19 protein-coding genes and 1 pseudogene are annotated in these 18,571 nt (G+C 53.0%); 10 read left to right on the top strand and 10 right to left on the bottom strand.

The features are described from left to right. The first annotated feature begins 10 nt into the window (after positions 1-10). The 3 genes from AB4P92_RS15455 (at position 11) to AB4P92_RS15465 (ending at position 4,211) form a co-directional block, all read left to right on the top strand. Positions 11-1,678, top strand: coding sequence for a TnsD family Tn7-like transposition protein (locus AB4P92_RS15455; protein ID WP_158830529.1), 1,668 nt, complete (start codon positions 11-13; stop codon positions 1,676-1,678). A 381-nt stretch (positions 1,679-2,059) separates the two neighbouring features. Next, complete coding sequence (locus AB4P92_RS15460) at positions 2,060-3,691, top strand: TniQ family protein (RefSeq protein ID WP_243753519.1); 1,632 nt, start codon at positions 2,060-2,062, stop codon at positions 3,689-3,691. A 187-nt stretch (positions 3,692-3,878) separates the two neighbouring features. Continuing rightward, positions 3,879-4,211: a DUF2790 domain-containing protein gene (locus AB4P92_RS15465; RefSeq protein WP_032872197.1), complete on the top strand. Its 333-nt coding sequence runs from the start codon at positions 3,879-3,881 to the stop codon at positions 4,209-4,211. A gap of 305 nt (positions 4,212-4,516) precedes the next feature. Here AB4P92_RS15465 and AB4P92_RS15470 read toward each other — a convergent pair whose 3' ends face one another. The 6 genes and pseudogenes from AB4P92_RS15470 to AB4P92_RS15495 all read right to left on the bottom strand — a co-directional run bounded on the left by AB4P92_RS15470 (position 4,517) and on the right by AB4P92_RS15495 (position 9,354). Further along, a complete protein-coding gene (locus AB4P92_RS15470) occupies positions 4,517-4,984 on the bottom strand; it encodes a DUF411 domain-containing protein (RefSeq protein WP_032872163.1) in 468 nt (155 codons plus the stop codon). After that, a pseudogene (locus tag AB4P92_RS15475) lies at positions 4,974-5,777 on the bottom strand (c-type cytochrome). The gene AB4P92_RS15470 and the pseudogene AB4P92_RS15475 overlap by 11 nt, the downstream one beginning before the upstream one ends. Positions 5,778-5,786: 9 nt before the next feature. Continuing rightward, positions 5,787-6,761 carry a copper resistance protein B gene (locus tag AB4P92_RS15480; RefSeq protein ID WP_019816897.1) on the bottom strand — a complete coding sequence of 325 codons (975 nt, stop codon included), beginning with the start codon at positions 6,759-6,761 and terminating at the stop codon, positions 5,787-5,789. Next, a complete protein-coding gene (locus tag AB4P92_RS15485; protein WP_131670796.1) occupies positions 6,733-6,981 on the bottom strand; it encodes a hypothetical protein in 249 nt (82 codons plus the stop codon). The genes AB4P92_RS15480 and AB4P92_RS15485 overlap by 29 nt, the downstream gene beginning before the upstream one ends. Before the next feature lie 12 nt (positions 6,982-6,993). Next, positions 6,994-8,970, bottom strand: a complete 1,977-nt coding sequence (locus tag AB4P92_RS15490) for a copper resistance system multicopper oxidase (RefSeq protein ID WP_158830531.1) — start codon at positions 8,968-8,970, stop codon at positions 6,994-6,996. A 177-nt stretch (positions 8,971-9,147) separates the two neighbouring features. Beyond that, positions 9,148-9,354, bottom strand: a complete 207-nt coding sequence (locus tag AB4P92_RS15495) for a co-regulatory protein PtrA N-terminal domain-containing protein (protein WP_019816895.1) — start codon at positions 9,352-9,354, stop codon at positions 9,148-9,150. 383 nt (positions 9,355-9,737) lie between these two features. On the opposite strand from AB4P92_RS15495, the gene flgB reads away from it, so the two are divergent. Then, a complete protein-coding gene (gene flgB / locus AB4P92_RS15500; RefSeq protein ID WP_019816894.1) occupies positions 9,738-10,151 on the top strand; it encodes a flagellar basal body rod protein FlgB in 414 nt (137 codons plus the stop codon). A 110-nt stretch (positions 10,152-10,261) separates the two neighbouring features. On the opposite strand, the gene AB4P92_RS15505 is transcribed toward flgB, so the two are convergent. Continuing rightward, on the bottom strand, positions 10,262-10,462 hold the full coding sequence (locus AB4P92_RS15505; RefSeq protein WP_019816893.1) for a heavy-metal-associated domain-containing protein: 201 nt from the start codon (positions 10,460-10,462) through the stop codon (positions 10,262-10,264). Between the two features lie 361 nt (positions 10,463-10,823). Between AB4P92_RS15505 and AB4P92_RS15510 the strand changes: the two genes are divergently transcribed. Genes AB4P92_RS15510 through AB4P92_RS15525 form a run of 4 tightly spaced genes read left to right on the top strand, consistent with a single transcriptional unit; the run spans position 10,824 to position 12,666 of the window. Beyond that, a complete protein-coding gene (locus tag AB4P92_RS15510) occupies positions 10,824-11,099 on the top strand; it encodes a metal/formaldehyde-sensitive transcriptional repressor (RefSeq protein WP_019816892.1) in 276 nt (91 codons plus the stop codon). A 20-nt stretch (positions 11,100-11,119) separates the two neighbouring features. After that, positions 11,120-12,052 carry a CDF family Co(II)/Ni(II) efflux transporter DmeF gene (dmeF, locus tag AB4P92_RS15515; protein ID WP_158830532.1) on the top strand — a complete coding sequence of 311 codons (933 nt, stop codon included), beginning with the start codon at positions 11,120-11,122 and terminating at the stop codon, positions 12,050-12,052. A 39-nt stretch (positions 12,053-12,091) separates the two neighbouring features. Next, positions 12,092-12,463, top strand: coding sequence for a hypothetical protein (locus tag AB4P92_RS15520; RefSeq protein WP_045061253.1), 372 nt, complete (start codon positions 12,092-12,094; stop codon positions 12,461-12,463). A 2-nt stretch (positions 12,464-12,465) separates the two neighbouring features. Beyond that, complete coding sequence (locus tag AB4P92_RS15525; RefSeq protein ID WP_019816980.1) at positions 12,466-12,666, top strand: DUF1289 domain-containing protein; 201 nt, start codon at positions 12,466-12,468, stop codon at positions 12,664-12,666. Between the two features lie 20 nt (positions 12,667-12,686). Here the strand turns inward: AB4P92_RS15525 and AB4P92_RS15530 are convergent, their stop codons facing one another. The 3 genes from AB4P92_RS15530 to AB4P92_RS15540 form a co-directional block, all read right to left on the bottom strand. After that, positions 12,687-15,044 carry a heavy metal translocating P-type ATPase gene (locus AB4P92_RS15530; protein ID WP_158830533.1) on the bottom strand — a complete coding sequence of 786 codons (2,358 nt, stop codon included), beginning with the start codon at positions 15,042-15,044 and terminating at the stop codon, positions 12,687-12,689. Positions 15,045-15,225: 181 nt separating this feature from the next. Beyond that, complete coding sequence (locus tag AB4P92_RS15535; RefSeq protein WP_019816982.1) at positions 15,226-15,759, bottom strand: plastocyanin/azurin family copper-binding protein; 534 nt, start codon at positions 15,757-15,759, stop codon at positions 15,226-15,228. Positions 15,760-15,916: 157 nt separating this feature from the next. Continuing rightward, entirely contained in the window at positions 15,917-16,270 is a 354-nt protein-coding gene (locus tag AB4P92_RS15540; protein WP_024616841.1) for a co-regulatory protein PtrA N-terminal domain-containing protein, read from the bottom strand. A gap of 204 nt (positions 16,271-16,474) precedes the next feature. On the opposite strand from AB4P92_RS15540, the gene AB4P92_RS15545 reads away from it, so the two are divergent. Further along, a complete protein-coding gene (locus AB4P92_RS15545) occupies positions 16,475-17,161 on the top strand; it encodes a heavy metal response regulator transcription factor (protein ID WP_019816984.1) in 687 nt (228 codons plus the stop codon). Next, a complete protein-coding gene (locus AB4P92_RS15550) occupies positions 17,161-18,549 on the top strand; it encodes a heavy metal sensor histidine kinase (RefSeq protein ID WP_070411942.1) in 1,389 nt (462 codons plus the stop codon). The genes AB4P92_RS15545 and AB4P92_RS15550 overlap by 1 nt, the downstream gene beginning before the upstream one ends. Positions 18,550-18,571: the final 22 nt, after the last annotated feature.

The following is an 18,571-nucleotide window of genomic DNA, read 5'->3' on the forward strand; positions in this document are numbered from 1 at the left end:
GGGGGGTGAAGTGCAACTTAAACTCCATTTCTTCCCCGCCGCGTTTCCCGACGAGACGCTGCACAGCGTGATTTCTCGTTATGCCCGTCTTTGCGGTGTTCGTAATTGCCAAGCAGCATTTGCCGGACTGAAATCGGCGGCAGCTTTTTCGCAAAATGTGGCATTCCCGAGTCATTTAGGGGATTTTGTCGATGCGCTACCCAGCGGTACTGAGCTATCGGTAGCCGAGGTCCTCATGCGCCACACATTATTACCCTACTATGCGCCGTTTTTGAGGATGAGCCAGGTTGAACACGCTCGGACACTGATGACCGCTGATGGGAAAGGCTTGATGTTAAAGCTGGGCGTCAACGCGAGCCGTATTGGATTCGCCTCCCGAGTGCGGTTATGCCCAGAATGTATTGCCCAAGATCAGGCTCAACGGGGAGTTGCTTACTGGCACAGGGTCCACATGCTTCCAGGCGTGCTGGTATGTCCGCATCACGGTACGTCACTCAGGATCCTTGATCCTCGCTGGTTAAGCCGCAGCTCTCGACAACTTAATCTGCCGAGTGATGAGAATGTGCAAGCACACACGGTACATCTCGACACCCCGTTGCGGTGCATGCCACCGCTTCACGAAATAGCGTTGCGCTCACTTCAGGTCCTCGAGTCTGAAGTCACTGCTTTGTCGGCGGAGGCGGTGCGCTACACGCTTTTACAAAGGGCAACGCAGCTCAACCTTGCTTCTGATAACCATCGCTTGCACCTGCACATGCTGGCGCAGCACATGGCCGATTTTTTTGCCACACTCCCGCGAGAATGGGAATTTTCTATACTCGGAGATGTTCGTGCAGGTACACCCGCCTCATGGGTCACGAAGCTGCTTCGTACGCCTATAACCTCTCACCATCCGCTCAAATACATCTTATTGGCCGGTGCTCTGGGCGTTGAAATGGTGAGCTTGCTGCATGGTCAATGCCCTGTGAAACAGGCGGTGGCATGTGATCCGAAAGCTCACATTCGGCTTCACGCGCGCCTTTCTCAGGTGATGCCAGGTGAAGGCCTGGACTGTTCGTCAGCCGCTGTGTGGGAACATGCTCTTGAAGGAGCTGATGCCAAAAAGATCGCTGTCGTTCTAGGCGTTTCATCAGCGTATGTCTATCGTCACATCCGAAATGTACCCGGCGGGCAAGATGCTTGGAGGGAGGCGCGATTTCACATTGAGCTATGCGCAAGACGCGCGGCTTTCGAGGCTGATTATCGATTGTACAAAGCACATGCATGCAGGGGGTATGCGTGGCTGTATCGTCACGACAGACAGTGGCTTTCGGAGTCAACTGCAAACCCAAGCCCCCATCGTACGCCCCGTCTGAATAGCGCCGAAATGTTCGCTGCCCTCGATGCGAGACTGTCCGGCGAAGTCCGTCAGTGTGCCGACACGCTTTATGCTCTTGCGGGTAAGCCTGTCCGCATTTCGCGTACCAGGATTGGTCGGGAGCTTCATGTTCTTTCTCGCTTCGAAAAGCAGCTCTGCAAGCTTCCTCTCTGTGCAGCAATGCTCGAAAAAGTATGTGAACCAATCGAAGGCTTTCACGATAGGCGTCTGCAATGGGCTAGACGCCAATTGTTCTCGGAGGGCATGCCTATATCACGTTCTTCGCTCTACAGAGTCGCGAGCATTCGGCCCCTGCTGTAATCCAGCCGGGCATTCTCTCCATCTAAAAAAGTTCTAAATCAATTCACCGTGAACACATTGTTTTTCTGTTAATGAAAATTTGCACCCACCAGAATAGCGTCGGCATACGCTGGATCATCACAATCATCATCTAAAACGTACTAACCCGCGATCACCCGAAATAGTTTTGCAATCGCCATTGGCTGACCTACACGGGTTATCGATACGTGTTCTGTATTTCAAGGAGTACGGGCGCGGCGGGGTTTAGATGAATTTACTACGATTCAAAGTTGAGCGGCTGTGTCATTTCCAAATCCAGACCGGATACAGAATTTTACGGGTTGCATATATACTGCCCCCGGATGCACGTTCTCTTCGACCCCTACCTTTAATTGGTAAATGATGTCTGATCTATTATTTTTTCCCGTGTCGATGCCGGATGAAATGCTGCACTCTCGTGTCACCCGCTATCACTATCTGTCAGGCAATAGAACCGCGACAGAAACCTACCGCGATTTGTTCGCATCGAAACCCTTTTGCATTGGTGGCATCGTACCCAAGCAGATCGAGAGGCTCGCACACAGGCTGCCGGGGCAATCGGAGAGCAATCTCGCAGAGCTGATCAGTAGCAATACTACTTTTCCTGCTTACCGGCCGTTTCTTGGGGTTAAGCAGGGGCCGGAGAACAACGAAGGACCGCTGGGTTATGACGGGGTGGTACGGGTGCCCCGCAGAGAAGAGTCCACCCATGGCAAGGCTAAGCTTTGTCCTACCTGCGTTCAGGAAGATTTGATTGAGCGGGGTTCTGCCTACTGGCATCGATCTCACCAGATACCCGGTGTTGCCGTCTGTTGGCGTCATGGCGACGCATTGATCCATGCCTGCCCCGAGTGCTCTCGCCCGTTCTACCGTAAATTGAAGCTGCTTCCCAATCTGACTGAGCCATGCGCATGCGGCTGGAGCCCGTTAAACAGCGCAGCAATACACAAGGGGTCAAAGATGGAACAGAAAGTCGCTCTGTTCGCACACGATATCCTGCAACGCAATATCCCTCCGATAGGCAGTACGGTATTAAGTTCGTGCTACGTCCGCCAATGCAAGAAACGCGGATTCATTTTCGGAAAAAATGCGGGTATCGCAAAACTATTCGACAGCATCCAAAGCGCTTACGGCGATGAGCTTTTGGCGCAGATTGATCCAGCCTACAACACCGGAAAGCATGAGCAATGGATCCGGCTCAAATCAGATAAAGGTCAGCTAAATATGCCGCTCGCGCGGCATTTGATCATTGCTCTTCATTTGTTTTCCAGTGCAGATGGCTTTGAAGAGGCTCTGAAGAATGAGTCTATTCTGCTGAGTGCCGCTGTTTCTCCGCGAGCGCCCAAAGTCGAAGAATCGCGTCTTAGTCAAAAAACTAGATATCGCCAAAAAATCGAGTTGCTTTTAGCGCTACGTACCGATGCCAATATCGAGTACCTCTGGAAGAAGGCGTACAAACCTACGCAATGGATTCTAGAAAATGATAACGCATGGTTAATGGCAAAACTCCATGCCCCTAAAAAAGCTACAGTTAAGGTCGAAAAGTCCGTCGACTCAAGAGACGACGCCTATGCAGCCCTTATCGAAGCGGGCGTAGATGAGCTGTATAAAGTTACGAAAGATCCGAAGAGAGTGAACATTCGGAATTTGCAATCGCTGCTCCCAGGTTCGTTACCTCATGAGCTGGATCTACGCAAGCAGAGGTTCCCTCTTACTTATCAACAGATCAAGATTCATCAGGAGTCAGTATGGCATTTTCGTCTAAGAACTTTGGTGTGGACTGTCTCTGAACTCATCAGGATGAAGCTCCCCGTGAATTACTCGACGGTAAGATTGACCTCAGCGGTATCAAGCAAGGTTTTCCTGGTTTTTTGCAGTTTCTTCGAGTGGGATCTGGAAAGCCTGGCAAGAACCGGGGTCGACGCGGAGGCCCTGCTCAGGTCTACCGGCGTATCGAGGAATTGGGAGGGACCACCGGTTCAAATAAGCTTTTGAGGGCATCTTTGTTCCGTCAGCGTCTGCCAACCTTTGGTGTTAACAAAAATCCCATCTGGCTTGAAAGCGTAAATGCGGGGTAGCGTCCACCTTTCACATTAGTAACCTTCGCGGCAGCTTTCTGAAAGCTTTCACTTGTTACTCTTTAACTCAGTAAATTGAGCTTTAGGAGAAAATCATGAAAGCAATGACAGCAGTGAAAGCGTTTTGCGCCGCTTCGATTTTGACCTTATCTTCATTAGCCATGGCTGAAGGTGGCGGTGACCGCGTGTATGGTCGAATGATGCAAGAGAACCAACAAGCAATGGAGCAATATGCCTCAAGGAACGGCAAGACTCCTCCTGAAGTTGTTCATTATGAATATGGTATGAACCTCGATATCCACAAGGTCGTCAGTGTCACGCAAGCCAATAAAACCTGTGGGGTTGCTCCTTCGCGCATGACCTATGAAGACTCTACGGGCAAGCTTAACACCGTGGAATATAAGGTCATGGCCGACAACTGCCCCCATGGAAGCTAGACAATGAAAATTATTTAAGAACTGCATAATTCTCCTTTGTCCGAAACTAGCTTACTGCTCGCTGACGTAGAAGTAATTTTCAGGAAAGGCTGAAGTTATCCATTTTATGAAATCATGTCCGTCAGTTGAAGTGTTTCTAACGTACAGTAAACAATTGCTCGACCACCTGATACATCCCGCCTCCTTGTTTTTCCTTTGGTTTGGGAGGTGGTTTAGGCGCCCTAGTGGCGCCTTTTTTACGTTCGAAATGAGCTATGTCCTCTGCACGGCCATGACCTTCACCATGCAGGAGTGAGATTAGAAGATCAGTTTTCGGGGTATTCAGCAACGACGTGGTCTGTGCCTGCCTTTGACAAGCCGATTACGTTATACGCGTCATGTTTCCCGTCCACTTCCATTCCTGGGGAGCCGGCCGGCATGCCTGGAACGGCAATCCCGAGCAGGTCATCACGTTTGCTCATCGCAATGATTTGCTCGGCGGGCACGTGACCTTCAACAAACTTTCCGTTGATGGTTGCTGTGTGACAGGACGAGAGCTCAGGAGAAATCCCGAGACCGCGCTTGATCGCGCTCATGTTGGTTTCCACGTGATCAACGACGGTAAAGCCGCTGGCTTCAAGGTGCTGGACCCATTTCTTGCAGCATCCGCAATTAGCGTCGCGATGTACATCGATCGTCAATGGCTCTGCTGCGTGACTGGCTGAACTGATGAACAGAGCCACGAGAGCAGCGAGACGAAGTGCCCGTCTGCGACGAAGAGAATTATTTCGCATGGGTATGTTCCTTCCCATCAGTATGTGTATGTGATTTGGGCTGTACGGTTGGAGTCGGGGCCGCGTCATCTGAAGCTTCCCTACCCTTATGATCGGCGTGGTCCGCAGGCTCCTTTGCAGACGGCGCTGCGGAGGGGCCATGGGCATGTGCCGTGTTTTTCTCGTCATCATTAGCGCGGACTTCCGCCCTTTGGTTGGCAGCACCTGCGCCACTTTGCCCCTGGGTCGTTCCATGTTGACCCTCATGGTTGTGCATCACGCTTTCGCCACCACCGTGTTGATGGCCACCGCTACTCGTGATCAGGGCTTTGTATTGCTCTGTATCAAGTGACGGAAGCTGCTGGAGAAATGCGACCATCCCCTATATGTACGGATCGGCCATGCTTTTGCCCCACGCGGGCATGCCGGTGGATTTGATGCCGTGCTTGATGATCCAAAAAGCTGCGGCTGGGTGCCCATCGACGCCCAGTTTTGAAAGGTTCGGAGGTGCGGGGTAAAGGCTGTTACTCAGTTCGGTGCCTGTAAGGCCCGGAGCCAAATGGCAACCGACACACATCGAGTTGTAGTTGCCAGCACCTTCACGGATGAGGGCTTCTTGGCTCAGGTCGGGGACCTGAATGTCGCGCGAGCGCACTTCGATCGAGCGATCCCGAGCAATAGAAAGTAGCGCGTAGACAGGGGCAGAGTGGGGATCATCCGCCCCGACATTGATCACGCCGAAATATACCACGCCGGCAGCCGCTGCTACGGTGGCCAGACCAGCAGCTATCAGTGCCTTCAGTGTAATCTTCATGCCCGGTTCTCAGAACCACATCCGGATACCGGCGACAAAGCGTGCCTCGCTGGCATCTTCACCTTCCTCACGTGCAAAGTCTGCCGTATTGCCATAGGAACGGCTCCAACTCACCCCGATATAAGGGGCAAATTGGCGGACAATCTCATAACGCAATCGGAGCCCCACTTCGGTGTTGGCTAATCCGGACCCGATGCCGCGCTGAGGGTCATTCTTCCCATAAAAATTGACCTCGGCCGTCGGCTGCAAGATCAATCGATTCGTCAGCAGAATGTCGTAATCGCCTTCCAGTCGAGCAGCCGATTGACCGTTCTCACCGATGTAGGCAGTCGCTTCGGCCTCGAAGTTGTAGAGGGCCATGCCCTGAATGCCGAGTGCGGCCCAGGTTTGAGGAGACCCTGGTTTGAAATCCTGTCGTACACCGGTGACGACGTCCCACCACGGTCCGATGGAGTGCCCCCAGAGCGCGGATAATTCAGCACTTTCCGTCACGCCATTGGTACGTTCGCCTTCCGAGCGCAACCACAGTCGATCAATGTCACCGCCGATCCATCCTTTCGCATCCCAAGCCAACGCACTACCGTTGTCAGCATCCTGGTATTCAAACTTATCCAGCAGCATGAAAGAGTTGATTGTTTTGTCGTGGACACCATGACCAGCGACATCTGGAAAGGCGGCTGCACGGTCAGCATCGGTAAGTACGGGGACAGGGGTTCGACTGGTTGTCGTCGTCCCTTCATCCATACTTTCCATGCCGGTCATTTGACCGTCGTCCATTTTCATCTTGCTGTGGTCCATAGCCCCCATGTTGCTATGGTCCATCGCTCCCATGGAGCCATGGTTCATCTTCGAGTGATCCATCTCTTCAGCGGCGTGAGCCACGGCAAAGAAGACAGGACTCGTAGAAACTGCCAATACCATCAACGTTGGGCGTAAAAAATTCTTGGTCATGATCTCAATCCGCCTTCTTGTTTTCATGGTCATGATCCATCGACTCATGGCGCATCTTGGTATGAGGTATCGTCGCGTGATTCGGCGTTGCCTCGTTTGACGTGGTCGCAGTCTTGTTCGGCGCATCCGCAGAAGTAGCAGGTGAAGGATCACCACGTTCTTCGACTGCCAATGCTACGCAGGAGAATCCACCCATCAGGCCAAAAGCAAAGAGGCAACCGATCAGCGATTTACGATTTAGGTGTGTGCTCACAGATCGTCTCCTTTACTCATCAACCCGTACTTCACGGAACATGCCCATTTCCATATGGAAAAGCAGGTGGCAGTGATAGGCCCAGCGACCTAAAGCATCGGCGGTTACTCGATAGCTGCGCTTGGTACCCGGTGGCATGTCGATTGTGTGCTTACGTACCATGAACTTGCCGTTTTCATCTTCAAGGTCGCTCCACATTCCATGAAGGTGGATGGGGTGCGTCATCATGGTGTCGTTTACCAAGGTGATGCGAAGACGCTCCCCGTACTTAAGACGAAGGGGCTCAGCATCAGAAAATTTGATGCCGTTGAAGGACCAGGAAAACTTTTCCATGTGACCGGTCAGATGCAGCTCAATGGTGCGATTGGGCTCTCGGCCATCAGGGTCCTGGAAAGTGCTCTTCAGATCTGAGTAAGTGAGCACCCGTCGACCGTTGTTCCGCAAACCGATACCTGGATCGTTCAGTTTTGGCGTTGGGTTCATGGCCTGCATGTCAACCAACGGGTTGTTGGTTTCGGACGCTGGGTGAGATTGCATCTCGCCTCCCATACCGCCCATCCCTGCCATCTGGCTGTGGTCCATGCCGGCCATGTCGGACATGTCGCCTTTGTCCATCCCCGCCATCTTGCTGTGGTCCATGCCGGCCATGTTGGACATGTCACCTTTGTCCATCCCTGCCATCTTGCTATGGTCCATGCCGGCCATGTTGGTCATGTCACCGCTGCCCATGCCGGTCATCCCGGTCATGTCACCTTGGTCCATTCCCTGCATCTTGCTGTGATCCATGCCAGCCATACCTGACATGTCACCCTGTTTCATATCGCCGCCGCCCATGCCAGCCATGCTGCCATGGTCCATGCCAGCCATACCGCCCATGCCCATGTCATCCATGGTCAACAGCGGACGCGGATCGATCGCCGGTACCGGTGTTTTCAGTCCTTCACGAACTGCCAAGGTCCCCCGCGCATAGCCGGTTCTATCCATGGACTGGGCAAAGATTGTGTAAGCCTCCTCGGTGGCAGGCTCAACAATCACATCATAGGTTTCTGCCACGGCGATTCGGAATTCATCGACACTGACTGGTTGGACATATTGGCCGTCGGCCGCCACCACGGTCATTTTCAAACCAGGAATGCGAACATCGAAATAGCTCATCGCTGAGCCATTGATAAAGCGCAGGCGTAGCTTCTCGCCAGGCTTAAAAATACCGGTCCAGTTGCCGTTCGGCGCTTGGCCATTCATGAGGTAGGTGTAGGTATCCCCGCTGACGTCTGCCAGATCAGTTGGGTTCATTTTCATTTCGGCCCACATTTTCCGGTCGGCGACGGCAGCAGACCAACCTTGCTTGCTGACGTCGTCGATGAAGTCGCCCACGGTACGTTTGTGGTGGTTGTAGTAGTCCGATTGTTTCTTGAGTTTGGCCATGACGCGCCCAGGATCCTCATCGGTCCAGTCAGTCAGCATCACCACATAGTCGCGATTGTATTGAAACGGCTCAGGCTCTTTCGAATCGATGACTATTGGCCCGTAAACACCTGCCTGCTCTTGCAACCCAGAATGGCTGTGGTACCAGTACGTGCCGTTTTGATGCACCTTGAACTTGTATTCGTACATGCCGTCGGGCGCGATGCCGTGGAAGCTCAAACCCGGTACGCCATCCATGTTGGCAGGCAAAATAATGCCGTGCCAGTGGATGGAGGTGTCTTGATCCAGACGGTTCTTCACGCGCAGAGTGACCGTCTCCCCTTCGCGCCAACGCAGCAAAGGCCCCGGCAACGAGCCATTGATGGTCATGGCTGTGCGCGGCGAGCCAGTGATGTTTACCGGCGTTTCACCAATAAACAGATCAAATTCGTTGCCGGTGAGGACGCTCGGCAGGCCGGGACTGGTCACTGCCCATACAGGAGTGCGCCACAGACCAAGGCCGCCAAGGATGCCGCCGGCGGCCAGGCCTTTAACGAATGTCCGTCTAGAGGTTTTGGAATGCATGCCGTTTATTTCCAATCAGTCAAAAGGGAGCCGTTCAAATCAACCCGTGAGTTGGCAAGATGAGCTTCGCGTACCGAAAAAAAGACGAATTTTTCATTGCAAGCGAGCTCAGAAATTGCCACATCTAAACCACCTTCGTGATTACATTTCTGTCAGCTTGGCCGCGTGCCTGATCGTTCAGCAGTTTTTATGGTCCATCGCTTTGGCTTTGCTTTCAGCGACAGGCGGTTGAGCGCTCTGCGTTTGAGCTACCTGGTACGATTCCATCGAATTCGTCCTGGCCACTTCCATACGTGCGAAAGTCCGGTCACCACCGCCTTCAGCCATGGCCAGAGTGGAAACAGTCAGCGCTGCGACGACGAACAAGGTTTTGATGGTGTTCATATGGGCTACCTCAGATGTGTGAAAATATCCCCTCTGAATCACATCATGGATTGGACTCTTTGGGGGTGAGCAAAAGACTCAGTTGGACTATAAGAGACACCCCCTGTCAGGAAGCTTAGGCCAATATTACAGTTGTGTCAGTTTGGAATATTTTTCTTGAAGTACACGCTATTTAATACGTATGGTCTCCATCTTTTCGCATTGCGCGACTTTTATTGAATATAAGATTGAAGTGTAATCATTGCTTTGGGTTCCATTAATTCTCACGGAGGCGATGTTCTAGGTCTCTGCATTAAAATTAATAGGAGACTTGAATGCTCTGCTGCAACAGCTGGGTGTTCAATGATCAAAGAAGATAGTAATGCCACCGAGGGTGATTAATTGTGAGTATTAATTTTGAGAAAGCATTAGGCTCCGCAGAAAGAGCGTTAGTTTATCGTGGCCAAAGAGCTGAGATCTTAAGTAACAATATCGCGAACGCTGACACTCCGAACTTCAAAGCCCAAGACTTGGATTTTTCTACTGTGCTCGCCAGCCAAACCAAAGAACCTGCTACCACTGCGTTTTCTTTGAAAACAACAAACGCAAAGCATTTTCTTAAGAAAGAATCGGCGGTGGCTATATACGGGCGCGACTTGCTTTACAGCACGCCGGCTCAGCCTGCCTTGGACCAAAATACTGTCGATCAGCAGGTCGAGGTCGCGAAATACACGGAAAACGCGATACGTTTCGATGCCGCTTTTACTCGGCTAAATGGAGCATTCAAGGGTTTGCTCAAAGCTCTGCGCGGTGACTAGCAGCATAGGCGCATGCGAGCCAACTTTGGCCGATACAGCGGCTCAGGTACTTTCGGATTCAAAGGTATTCACCATCAGACGACGCTCTACTCAGGAGCAGGCGTCTCCATTCAATGGCTGATCTTGGAAGGAAAACCAACAGCCTCCACAGCTTTACGGAGCTGTTCAGCGTTTTCGCTACTTTCAACACTCACCTTACCGGTTGATCGATCGACGGAGACCGTAGCGTTGTCGTCCAGTGCCTGGATCGCTCTGGTGATTTTGCCGACGCAGCTGCCGCAACCAATGCCTGATACATCTAAGACGACCATGTGAATTACCCTCGTGCTGAGCGGTGTCTTTTCCCCGCAGCGACAGCATCGACGTTGACACCATGGCAAGGTCAACGATTATCTAATCAAAGCCGTGAGCGCAGATTTCGAGAAGTTTTACGGGACTTGACCACTCGGCTGCTAATTAGCTCGCTACCATTTGAACGGTTTCCAGGAGTGCGCCCTATTGTTCTCGTCGGTAAAGGTCGGCTAACGGCAACATTGCGGCTCTCTCGCTTGATCCAACGATTTTGTATGCCTCTCGTTTCGTCAACGGCTTTGATCTGTCCTCCCGCGAACCTTGCATAGGTATAGGGGGGAGGCCTATCATGCGACCCTATATAGGTAGGGGGGGTATAGCGTGGGTCATATCGCATCACACAAAGACGATCTTCTTAAACGTGTAAAACGTATTGCCGGGCAAATTCAAGCTGTTGAACGAGCATTGGAATCGGACTTCGACTGCGCCAAGACACTACATCTTGTTGCGGCCACTCGGGGTGCCATCAACGGGCTGATGGAGGAGATCATCGAGGATCACGCACGAGCACATGTCGCGAACCCCGCGCTCAGCGAAGAAGAGCGTAACAAGGGCGTCGAAGAGCTTCTTGAAGCTATCCGCCGGTACTCCAAGTGAATGCATCCAGGTAAACACGTATGAGCAGGACCGACATCGATTACACACACGACCACGTGTTTCTAGGCTCAGCGCACGATGAGAATGCCAAGCGTACGCTTTGGGTTGTAGCACTCACGGTGGTAATGATGATCGGGGAGATCACCGCCGGCTATATCACGGGTTCGATGGCGTTACTGGCCGATGGCTTCCACATGGCAACCCATGCCGGCGCATTGGGCATCGCGGCGGCCGCTTACGGATACGCAAAACGCCACGCTACCAGCCAGCGCTACAGTTTCGGTACAGGAAAGGTTGGAGACTTGGGCGGGTTCGCCTCGGCGCTGATTCTTGGCATGATTTCGTTGGGCATTGGCGTTGAATCGTTCATGCGTTTGTTGCAGCCAACACCGGTTCAGTTTGGCACCGCGACCCTCATCGCCGTTGTCGGTTTGCTCGTCAACATTGTCAGTGCCCTGCTGCTGGGTCATGGGCATGGGCATGGGCATGGACATGGACATGGGCACGACCACGATCACCCTCATGCCTACAACGGAAACGACAACAACTTGAGGTCCGCCTATGTCCACGTCGTTGCAGACGCGCTGACGTCGATTCTGGCCATCGCTGCCTTGCTTGCCGGTCGATATCTGGGTTGGGTGTGGCTCGACCCGGTCATGGGTATCGTCGGCGCTATCGTTATCGCGCGTTGGGCCTGGACCTTGATGGGGGTAACTGCGGGCGTGTTGCTCGATCAGACCGACGCGCACGTTGCCGAGGAAATCCGCGAACTCGTTGAGAAACCTGGTGGCGCTACCATTACAGACTTGCACGTTTGGAGGGTGGGACCTCAAGCGTGCGCGGCGATCGTCAGCGTTCTAGGTGAAGCCACTGTGAACGCCGAGAGCATTCGTGAGCGTCTCAAAACAGTTCACGAAGTCAGCCACCTGACCGTCGAGTTCCGGCAGACATGACTCAGCGCCTGTCCAGCACAACCTCTATAGGACACACCGATGCCGCCCGGTAAACGTGAACTGGCTCGGATCGAGCGCCAGTTGATCGTCACGCTCACCGACGCGTGCGAAACAGCAAAGGACGAGATAAAGGGGTTTATTTGGCTCACTCACACCGCTGACCTAAGTGCGTTGGCTGAAACCCTGAAGGTCATCTGGGTGTTCGAAACCCTGGCTGACAGGAAGCGGGCCGAGATTGACGCGAAGGCCCGCATCTTTGAGTTGACGGCGATCGCCTTGAAAGAGGCCAATCTTGACCTGCCTGTTTCAGACCGCAATGTCCGCTTTGACTCGGAGCAAGAGTGCCAACGCACGCACATAGGCGACTGGAAACGTCGCGTGGCTCAACTACATAAAGCTAAGGGGGACTGACCATGGCAAAAGAAATCGAGAATCCTTGTATCTCGGTTTGCCAACTCAGTGGTGATCTGTGTGTGAGCTGCGGGCGGAATAAGGAAGACATCAGAAAGTGGAAGCGCATGAAGCGGCCCGAAAAAATGGCCGCTGTGCAAAGGGCGAATGCGCGCTTAAAGGGATTGAAGAAAGCACATGGATCGCCATTCCCCCCGAGTTAAAACCGCTGCAATTTTGAAGGTCAGTCAACTCGGGTATTCCTCAGCCTCAATGCATTGAAAACTACCGACGCGGAACTGACGCTCATGGCTATGGCAGCGATCATTGGCGACAGGAGGTGCCCCGTCAATGGATAGAGCAAACCAGCGGCAAGAGGTATACCCATTGAGTTGTAGAGAAAAGCAAAGCCCAAATTCTGGCGCATGTTTTTAACTGTGGCGACCGAAAGAGCTCGTGCTCGTAAGATCCCCATCAGGTCACCTTTGACCAGCGTGAGTTGCGCGCTATTCATCGCCACGTCAGTCCCCGTTCCCATGGCTATCCCCACATCTGCTCGCGCCAGGGCCGGAGCATCGTTGATACCGTCACCTGCCATGGCCACTTTTCGCCCGTGTTGCTGTAGGTCTGCCACCAGACGTTCCTTGTCTTGGGGTTTGACTTCACCGTGGACCTCTTCAATCCCCATCTCCCTGGCGACAGCCCGAGCGGTAGTAAGCCCGTCCCCAGTAGCCATGATGATTTTCACGTTGTGAGCCTTAAGCTTGGTGACGGCCTCTTTTGAGGTTGGCTTGATCGGATCTGATACGGCCAACAAACCTGCCAATGCGCCGTCGACGGCGAGGTAGATAATACTGATGCCGTCAAGTCGCAACACCTCAGCGCGCTCTTGTAGGGAGTTGGTGCTCACGCCTGCGGCTTCCATCAACGCTGTGTTCCCCAGCTGGAGCTTCTTGCCATCGACAACGCCACTGACGCCGATACCCGAATCCGACTCAAAGGATTCGGGCTTGGTGAGCTTTATGTTCTCGGCTCGGGCGTGATCGACGATCGCATGTGCTAAAGGATGCTCACTGCCCTGATCAAGGCTGGCAGCCAGGTGAAGGACGTCGTCGGGATTGAAGGTGGGAGTGGCCTCCACGCTGTGAAACACGGGCCGTCCCTCTGTCAGGGTGCCTGTCTTGTCGACAATCAGCGTGTCGATTCTGCAAAGGCTTTCAATTGCACTGGCATCTCTGAACAAAACACCCATGCTGGCTGCTTTACCTGTCGACACCATGATCGACATAGGCGTAGCAAGTCCCAACGCACAGGGACAAGCGATGATCAGCACGGCGACAGCGTTGATTAGACCAAACACCCAACTGGGCTCAGGGCCGAAAAGCCCCCAACCGATAAATGTCATTATCGCAATCGCGATAACACCCATCACGAAGTAGCCGGCAATCGAGTCGGCCATTCGTTGCATCGGCGCCTTGGAACGCTGAGCTCTCGCGACCATCTGTACGATCTGGGACAGCATGGTTTCGGCACCGACCTTCTGGGCCTCCATCACCAGGCTCCCATGCGTATTCAGCGTGGCGCCGATCAGGCTATCTCCAGCTTTCTTCATTACCGGGACTGGCTCGCCAGTGAGCATCGACTCATCCACCGCACTTTCACCCTCAAGTACCGAACCATCAACTGGCACCTTTTCACCCGGTCTGACCCGTAAGTGGTCTCCCAGGTGCACATGTGTGAGAGGAATGTCTTCCTCCTGGCCATCGGCATTGATCCGGCGTGCAGTTTTGGGCGAAAGGCCGAGAAGAGACTTAATGGCGGCGGAAGTTTGTGATCGGGCTTTGAGCTCAAGGATCTGGCCAAGCAACGTGAGCGAGATGATGACCGCTGCCGCTTCGAAGTAAACGCCGATACGTCCATCTTGCATGAAATTGGAGGGAAAACTTTGGGGGAAGAGCGTTGCTATGACGCTGTACAGATAAGCTGCGGCGGTGCCCAACCCAATCAGAGTCCACATGTTGGGACTGCGATTTTTAACCGAGGCCAGTCCCCTTACAAAAAAAGGCCATCCTGCCCATAAGGTCACGGGTGTCGCCAGAGCGAACTCGATCCAGTTTTGAGCTGAACCATGAAGAAGTTGTAACGAGTGACCCGCCATCGCGAGCACGGTTACGACCACGGTTAAGGGCAGCGACCACCAGAAGCGGCGATTGAAATCCCGGAGTTCAGGATTTTCTTCTTCATCAAGCGCCGGCATGACAGGCTCTAGTGCCATGCCACATTTAGGACAGTTACCGGGTCCGGTCTGCCGTATTTCAGGATGCATCGGGCACGTAAATTCAGCGCCCGTTTGTACCGCAGACTCCGGCGTTGTGCTGCCTGACTCGTCGCGCACCACGTGGCCACTGTAGCGCTCAGGGTCCGCTCGAAACTTCTCCTGGCATTTCAGGCTACAGAACCGATACGTCTGTCCCTGGTAAGTCTCAGCAAATTTACTCGACGAAGTGACTGCCATTCCACACACCGGGTCATGTAGATCAGCATCATCCTGGGAAGCAGCATGGGTGTGATTATGGTCGTGATGGCCAGAGGTGGTAGGCATGTCTATTCCCCTTGTAAGGTGCTACTAGAAATGAGCATATTCAGTACAACGATTATTTGCGGCTCCACAGTGGTGCGGTGATGTTTCCGCACGGACCCCGGCTGAGTAAGCGTTGCTATGTTACTTGCGACTTAGCGTAGCCAACTCTTGCGTCGGGCCGGCAGAAATAGCCGACTCCGGTTTATTTCAGATCAAACTCGCCGACCATTCCCGATTGGTAATGCCCCGGCACGTTGCAGGCAAACTGAAGCCCTGCACTGTCGTTGAAGGTCCAGATCAGCTCTTGGGTTGAGCCAGGCTCAATCAGGACACTGTTAGGGTCGTCATGCTCCATTGCGACCATCTTCATTCCGCCCATGCCGTGGCTCATGCCGCTCATCTTCCCGGTACCGGTAGGGCTTAGTGTTCCGTTCTTGAACATGCTTGCCATTTCTTTCTGGTGTGCTGCATGAGCAGCGGCTTTGCCGATGTTGAACTCATGCAGCAGCGAACCCTCGTTGCGAAGGACAAAGCGGATTGTTTCACCAGGTTTTACGTCGATGCTTTTAGGCTTGAAAAAAATGTCGCCCATCTCGACCTCAACCGTGCGGGTAACGTCAGAGGCCACACCAGGCTGGCCTATGTCGTCTTGTCCATGCCCTGCATTAGCCATAGCCGTGGCAGCGAAAAACAGGGTCATTGCTGCGATGAACGGAGTAGCGAGCGTAGTTTTCATGGTGACCTCAGGAATACGTGGGAACATTGGCTATGCTAATGATGCTCAGCTGCCAGCTAACTGACTTGGGCATTACTTCTTTGTCAGTTTTCTAAATAGATACGGCGTCCAATTGACGCCGCAACAAGATGCTGACAAGAACTTATCCAGGGGGCGTTTATTGATGGTTTTCTGAAAGCATCAATTTGTGCTCGCGCTGCATCTGGCGCAAAACGTCATCAACGATTTTGTCGTGCTTCTCCATCCAGGCTAGATGCTCTTGGGGTGACATTGAGGCATCTGGGTGATCGTTGTGGAGCTGGCTCATGATGTCCCCAAGCATCTTCATGTGTTCTGCCATGTGGACGTGACGCTCTCCTTCAGGGGCTTGTTCAGCTTTCATCAACGTGGCTTCGGCCTTGTCGCGCAAACCTTCCATACGCTCAATGACTCGATCTCCGCCGCTTTCAGCCCACACAGAAGCCGAGACCAGTATCGAGCTTACAAAAAACAGCATTTTCAGGCGGTTCATAGGGGTAGCTCCTCATGAGGGAATCCGACTTCCATACGATTCATCGCTCAGAGGTCGGTCGAGCACCAATAAAGTACTCATGTCTGAACCCTAGCCAGCACTCGCTGACATCTACCTGAAGCCAAGATTACTTTTCTGTCAGTTGCTGGTTGGCTGCCAGTTTTCGTTGCAGACTCCGCTTAACCATTATCTGAGAACGACCTCATGAGACTTCTTGTCGCTGAAGACGAACCAAAAATAGGTATCTATTTGCAGCAAGGGCTCAACGAGGCCGGGTTCAATGTCGACCGTTTCACGAATGGAAAAGAGGCGCTTCAGCACGCTTTGAGCGAAGCCTATGATCTGCTGATTCTCGACGTCATGATGCCGGGTTTGGATGGCTGGGAAGTCCTGCAGAAGGTTCGCGCTTCCGGGAAAGACGTCCCGGTGCTTTTTCTCACCGCCAGAGACCGCGTTGAAGACCGAGTGAAGGGACTTGAACTCGGTGCGGATGACTATCTGATCAAACCCTTCGCGTTTTCTGAATTGCTTGCTCGAGTCAGAACGTTGCTGCGTCGCGGTAGCAGCGCACCTTCGCAAACCTTTATGAAACTGGCTGACCTTGAAGTGGACCTGCTCAAGCGTCGAGCCATCCGAGGAGGCAAACGCATAGACCTTACGGCCAAAGAGTTTGCGTTGCTTGAGCTTCTGCTGCGTCGTCGAGGGGAGGTGCTGCCAAAGTCTCTTATCGCCTCCCAGGTTTGGGATATGAACTTCGACAGCGATACCAACGTTATCGAGGTTGCAGTGAGACGGCTCAGGGCCAAGATAGACGACGATTTTGAGGTCAAGTTGATTCATACCTCAAGGGGAATGGGTTACATGCTCGATGCACCAGATTCGGAGTCGTGATGAACCGGATGTCCCTGACGACTCGTATGAGTCTGATGTTTATGCTCGCGGTAACGGCTGTGCTCACGGTCGCCGGACTCAGTTTCAATAACCTCAGCCGGCATCATTTTAAGATGCTGGATCAGCAGGCATTGTACGAAAAACTCCACTCGACTCAGCGGATCTTGTCCGGGCTGAGCAACATCGATCAATTCAGCGAGGCTAAACCGGAGTTAGAAGCGCTGCTGGGCGCACACCGTGATTTGACTGCGCTTATCATCGATGGCGACGGCAAGGTGCTGTTTGCGGATCCCGGCCCGGTCGACGTTCCGAAGGCGTTTCGCACAACCACAAACACAACCGTCTGGGAATGGCGGGAGCAAGAGCAGATGTTCCGTGGTGTGACTGCCCAATCCGTAGTGACGGGACAAGAAAGGCCATTAACTGTCATGTTGATTTTTGACGTTACTCAGCATATGTCCTTTTTCGAGACGCTCGAACGATGGTTTTGGATAGGGTTGGTGATCAGCGCATTGGTCAGTGCTGCACTCGGCTGGATGGTAGCTAGCAGTGGCATGCGGCCTATCCGCCAGGTCACACGGGTAGCTGCCTCCATGTCAGCAAAATCACTCAAGGAGCGTATTCCCCTGGCACCCGTTCCGAAAGAGCTTCAACAGATGGTGTTGTCGTTCAACGCCATGTTATCCAGGCTCGACGATGCATTTGTCCGGTTATCCAACTTTTCGGCAGACATTGCCCACGAACTACGGACCCCCGTGAGCAACTTGATGACCCACACTGAAGTGGTGCTTTCGAGAAAAAGAAACATCGAGGACTACGAAGACAATTTGTACTCCAATCTTGATGACTTGAAGCGCATGAGCCGGATGATTGATGACATGCTTTTTCTGGCGAAATCTGACAATGGTCTAATTACGCACGAGAACAAGCCAATAGACCTGGTGGCTGTCGTGGAAAAATTGCTTGAGTACTACCGCCTGTTGGCTGATGAACGAGGGATCGAGCTTAAGGTTTCAGGACGGGGGAGCGTGCGAGGTGATGTCCTTATGCTCCACCGAGCGATTTCCAATCTACTCTCAAATGCGCTGCGCTACACCTATGAAGGGACGTCAATCAGTGTCGATATTCAGCACAAGGACGCGTCGGTAACGGTTGTCGTGGAAAACCATGGTGAGCCCATTGCCCCCGAACATCTTGAAAAGCTGTTTGATCGTTTTTATCGCGTGGACCCAGCGCGGCGAGAAGGAAGTCCGAGCAACGCAGGGCTAGGTCTGTCGATTACCCGATCAATTGTCGAAGCGCACAATGGCAAGATCTGGTGTACGTCAGGCGACGGGAAAACGGCTTTTCATCTTGAGTTTCCGGCCGTCGATTCCACGGTTAGCTGAGCGAGGAAACATTTGTGATCAA

Origin of the sequence: Pseudomonas sp. A0308 (assembly GCF_044218815.1) — a bacterium.
Lineage (GTDB): Bacteria > Pseudomonadota > Gammaproteobacteria > Pseudomonadales > Pseudomonadaceae > Aquipseudomonas > Aquipseudomonas iridis.

What these genes read in the sequence shown, in the direction of transcription:
- AB4P92_RS15460 (WP_243753519.1), top strand. Translation starts at nt 2,060, where the DNA reads ATGTCTGATCTATTATTTTTTCCCGTGTCGATGCCGGATGAAATGCTG.
- AB4P92_RS15465 (WP_032872197.1), top strand. Translation starts at nt 3,879, where the DNA reads ATGACAGCAGTGAAAGCGTTTTGCGCCGCTTCGATTTTGACCTTATCT.
- AB4P92_RS15470 (WP_032872163.1), bottom strand. Translation starts at nt 4,984, where the DNA reads ATGCGAAATAATTCTCTTCGTCGCAGACGGGCACTTCGTCTCGCTGCT.
- AB4P92_RS15480 (WP_019816897.1), bottom strand. Translation starts at nt 6,761, where the DNA reads ATGACCATGAAAACAAGAAGGCGGATTGAGATCATGACCAAGAATTTT.
- AB4P92_RS15490 (WP_158830531.1), bottom strand. Translation starts at nt 8,970, where the DNA reads ATGCATTCCAAAACCTCTAGACGGACATTCGTTAAAGGCCTGGCCGCC.
- AB4P92_RS15495 (WP_019816895.1), bottom strand. Translation starts at nt 9,354, where the DNA reads ATGAACACCATCAAAACCTTGTTCGTCGTCGCAGCGCTGACTGTTTCC.
- AB4P92_RS15505 (WP_019816893.1), bottom strand. Translation starts at nt 10,462, where the DNA reads ATGGTCGTCTTAGATGTATCAGGCATTGGTTGCGGCAGCTGCGTCGGC.
- dmeF (WP_158830532.1), top strand. Translation starts at nt 11,120, where the DNA reads ATGAGCAGGACCGACATCGATTACACACACGACCACGTGTTTCTAGGC.
- AB4P92_RS15520 (WP_045061253.1), top strand. Translation starts at nt 12,092, where the DNA reads ATGCCGCCCGGTAAACGTGAACTGGCTCGGATCGAGCGCCAGTTGATC.
- AB4P92_RS15525 (WP_019816980.1), top strand. Translation starts at nt 12,466, where the DNA reads ATGGCAAAAGAAATCGAGAATCCTTGTATCTCGGTTTGCCAACTCAGT.
- AB4P92_RS15530 (WP_158830533.1), bottom strand. Translation starts at nt 15,044, where the DNA reads ATGCCTACCACCTCTGGCCATCACGACCATAATCACACCCATGCTGCT.
- AB4P92_RS15535 (WP_019816982.1), bottom strand. Translation starts at nt 15,759, where the DNA reads ATGAAAACTACGCTCGCTACTCCGTTCATCGCAGCAATGACCCTGTTT.
- AB4P92_RS15540 (WP_024616841.1), bottom strand. Translation starts at nt 16,270, where the DNA reads ATGAACCGCCTGAAAATGCTGTTTTTTGTAAGCTCGATACTGGTCTCG.
- AB4P92_RS15545 (WP_019816984.1), top strand. Translation starts at nt 16,475, where the DNA reads ATGAGACTTCTTGTCGCTGAAGACGAACCAAAAATAGGTATCTATTTG.
- AB4P92_RS15550 (WP_070411942.1), top strand. Translation starts at nt 17,161, where the DNA reads ATGAACCGGATGTCCCTGACGACTCGTATGAGTCTGATGTTTATGCTC.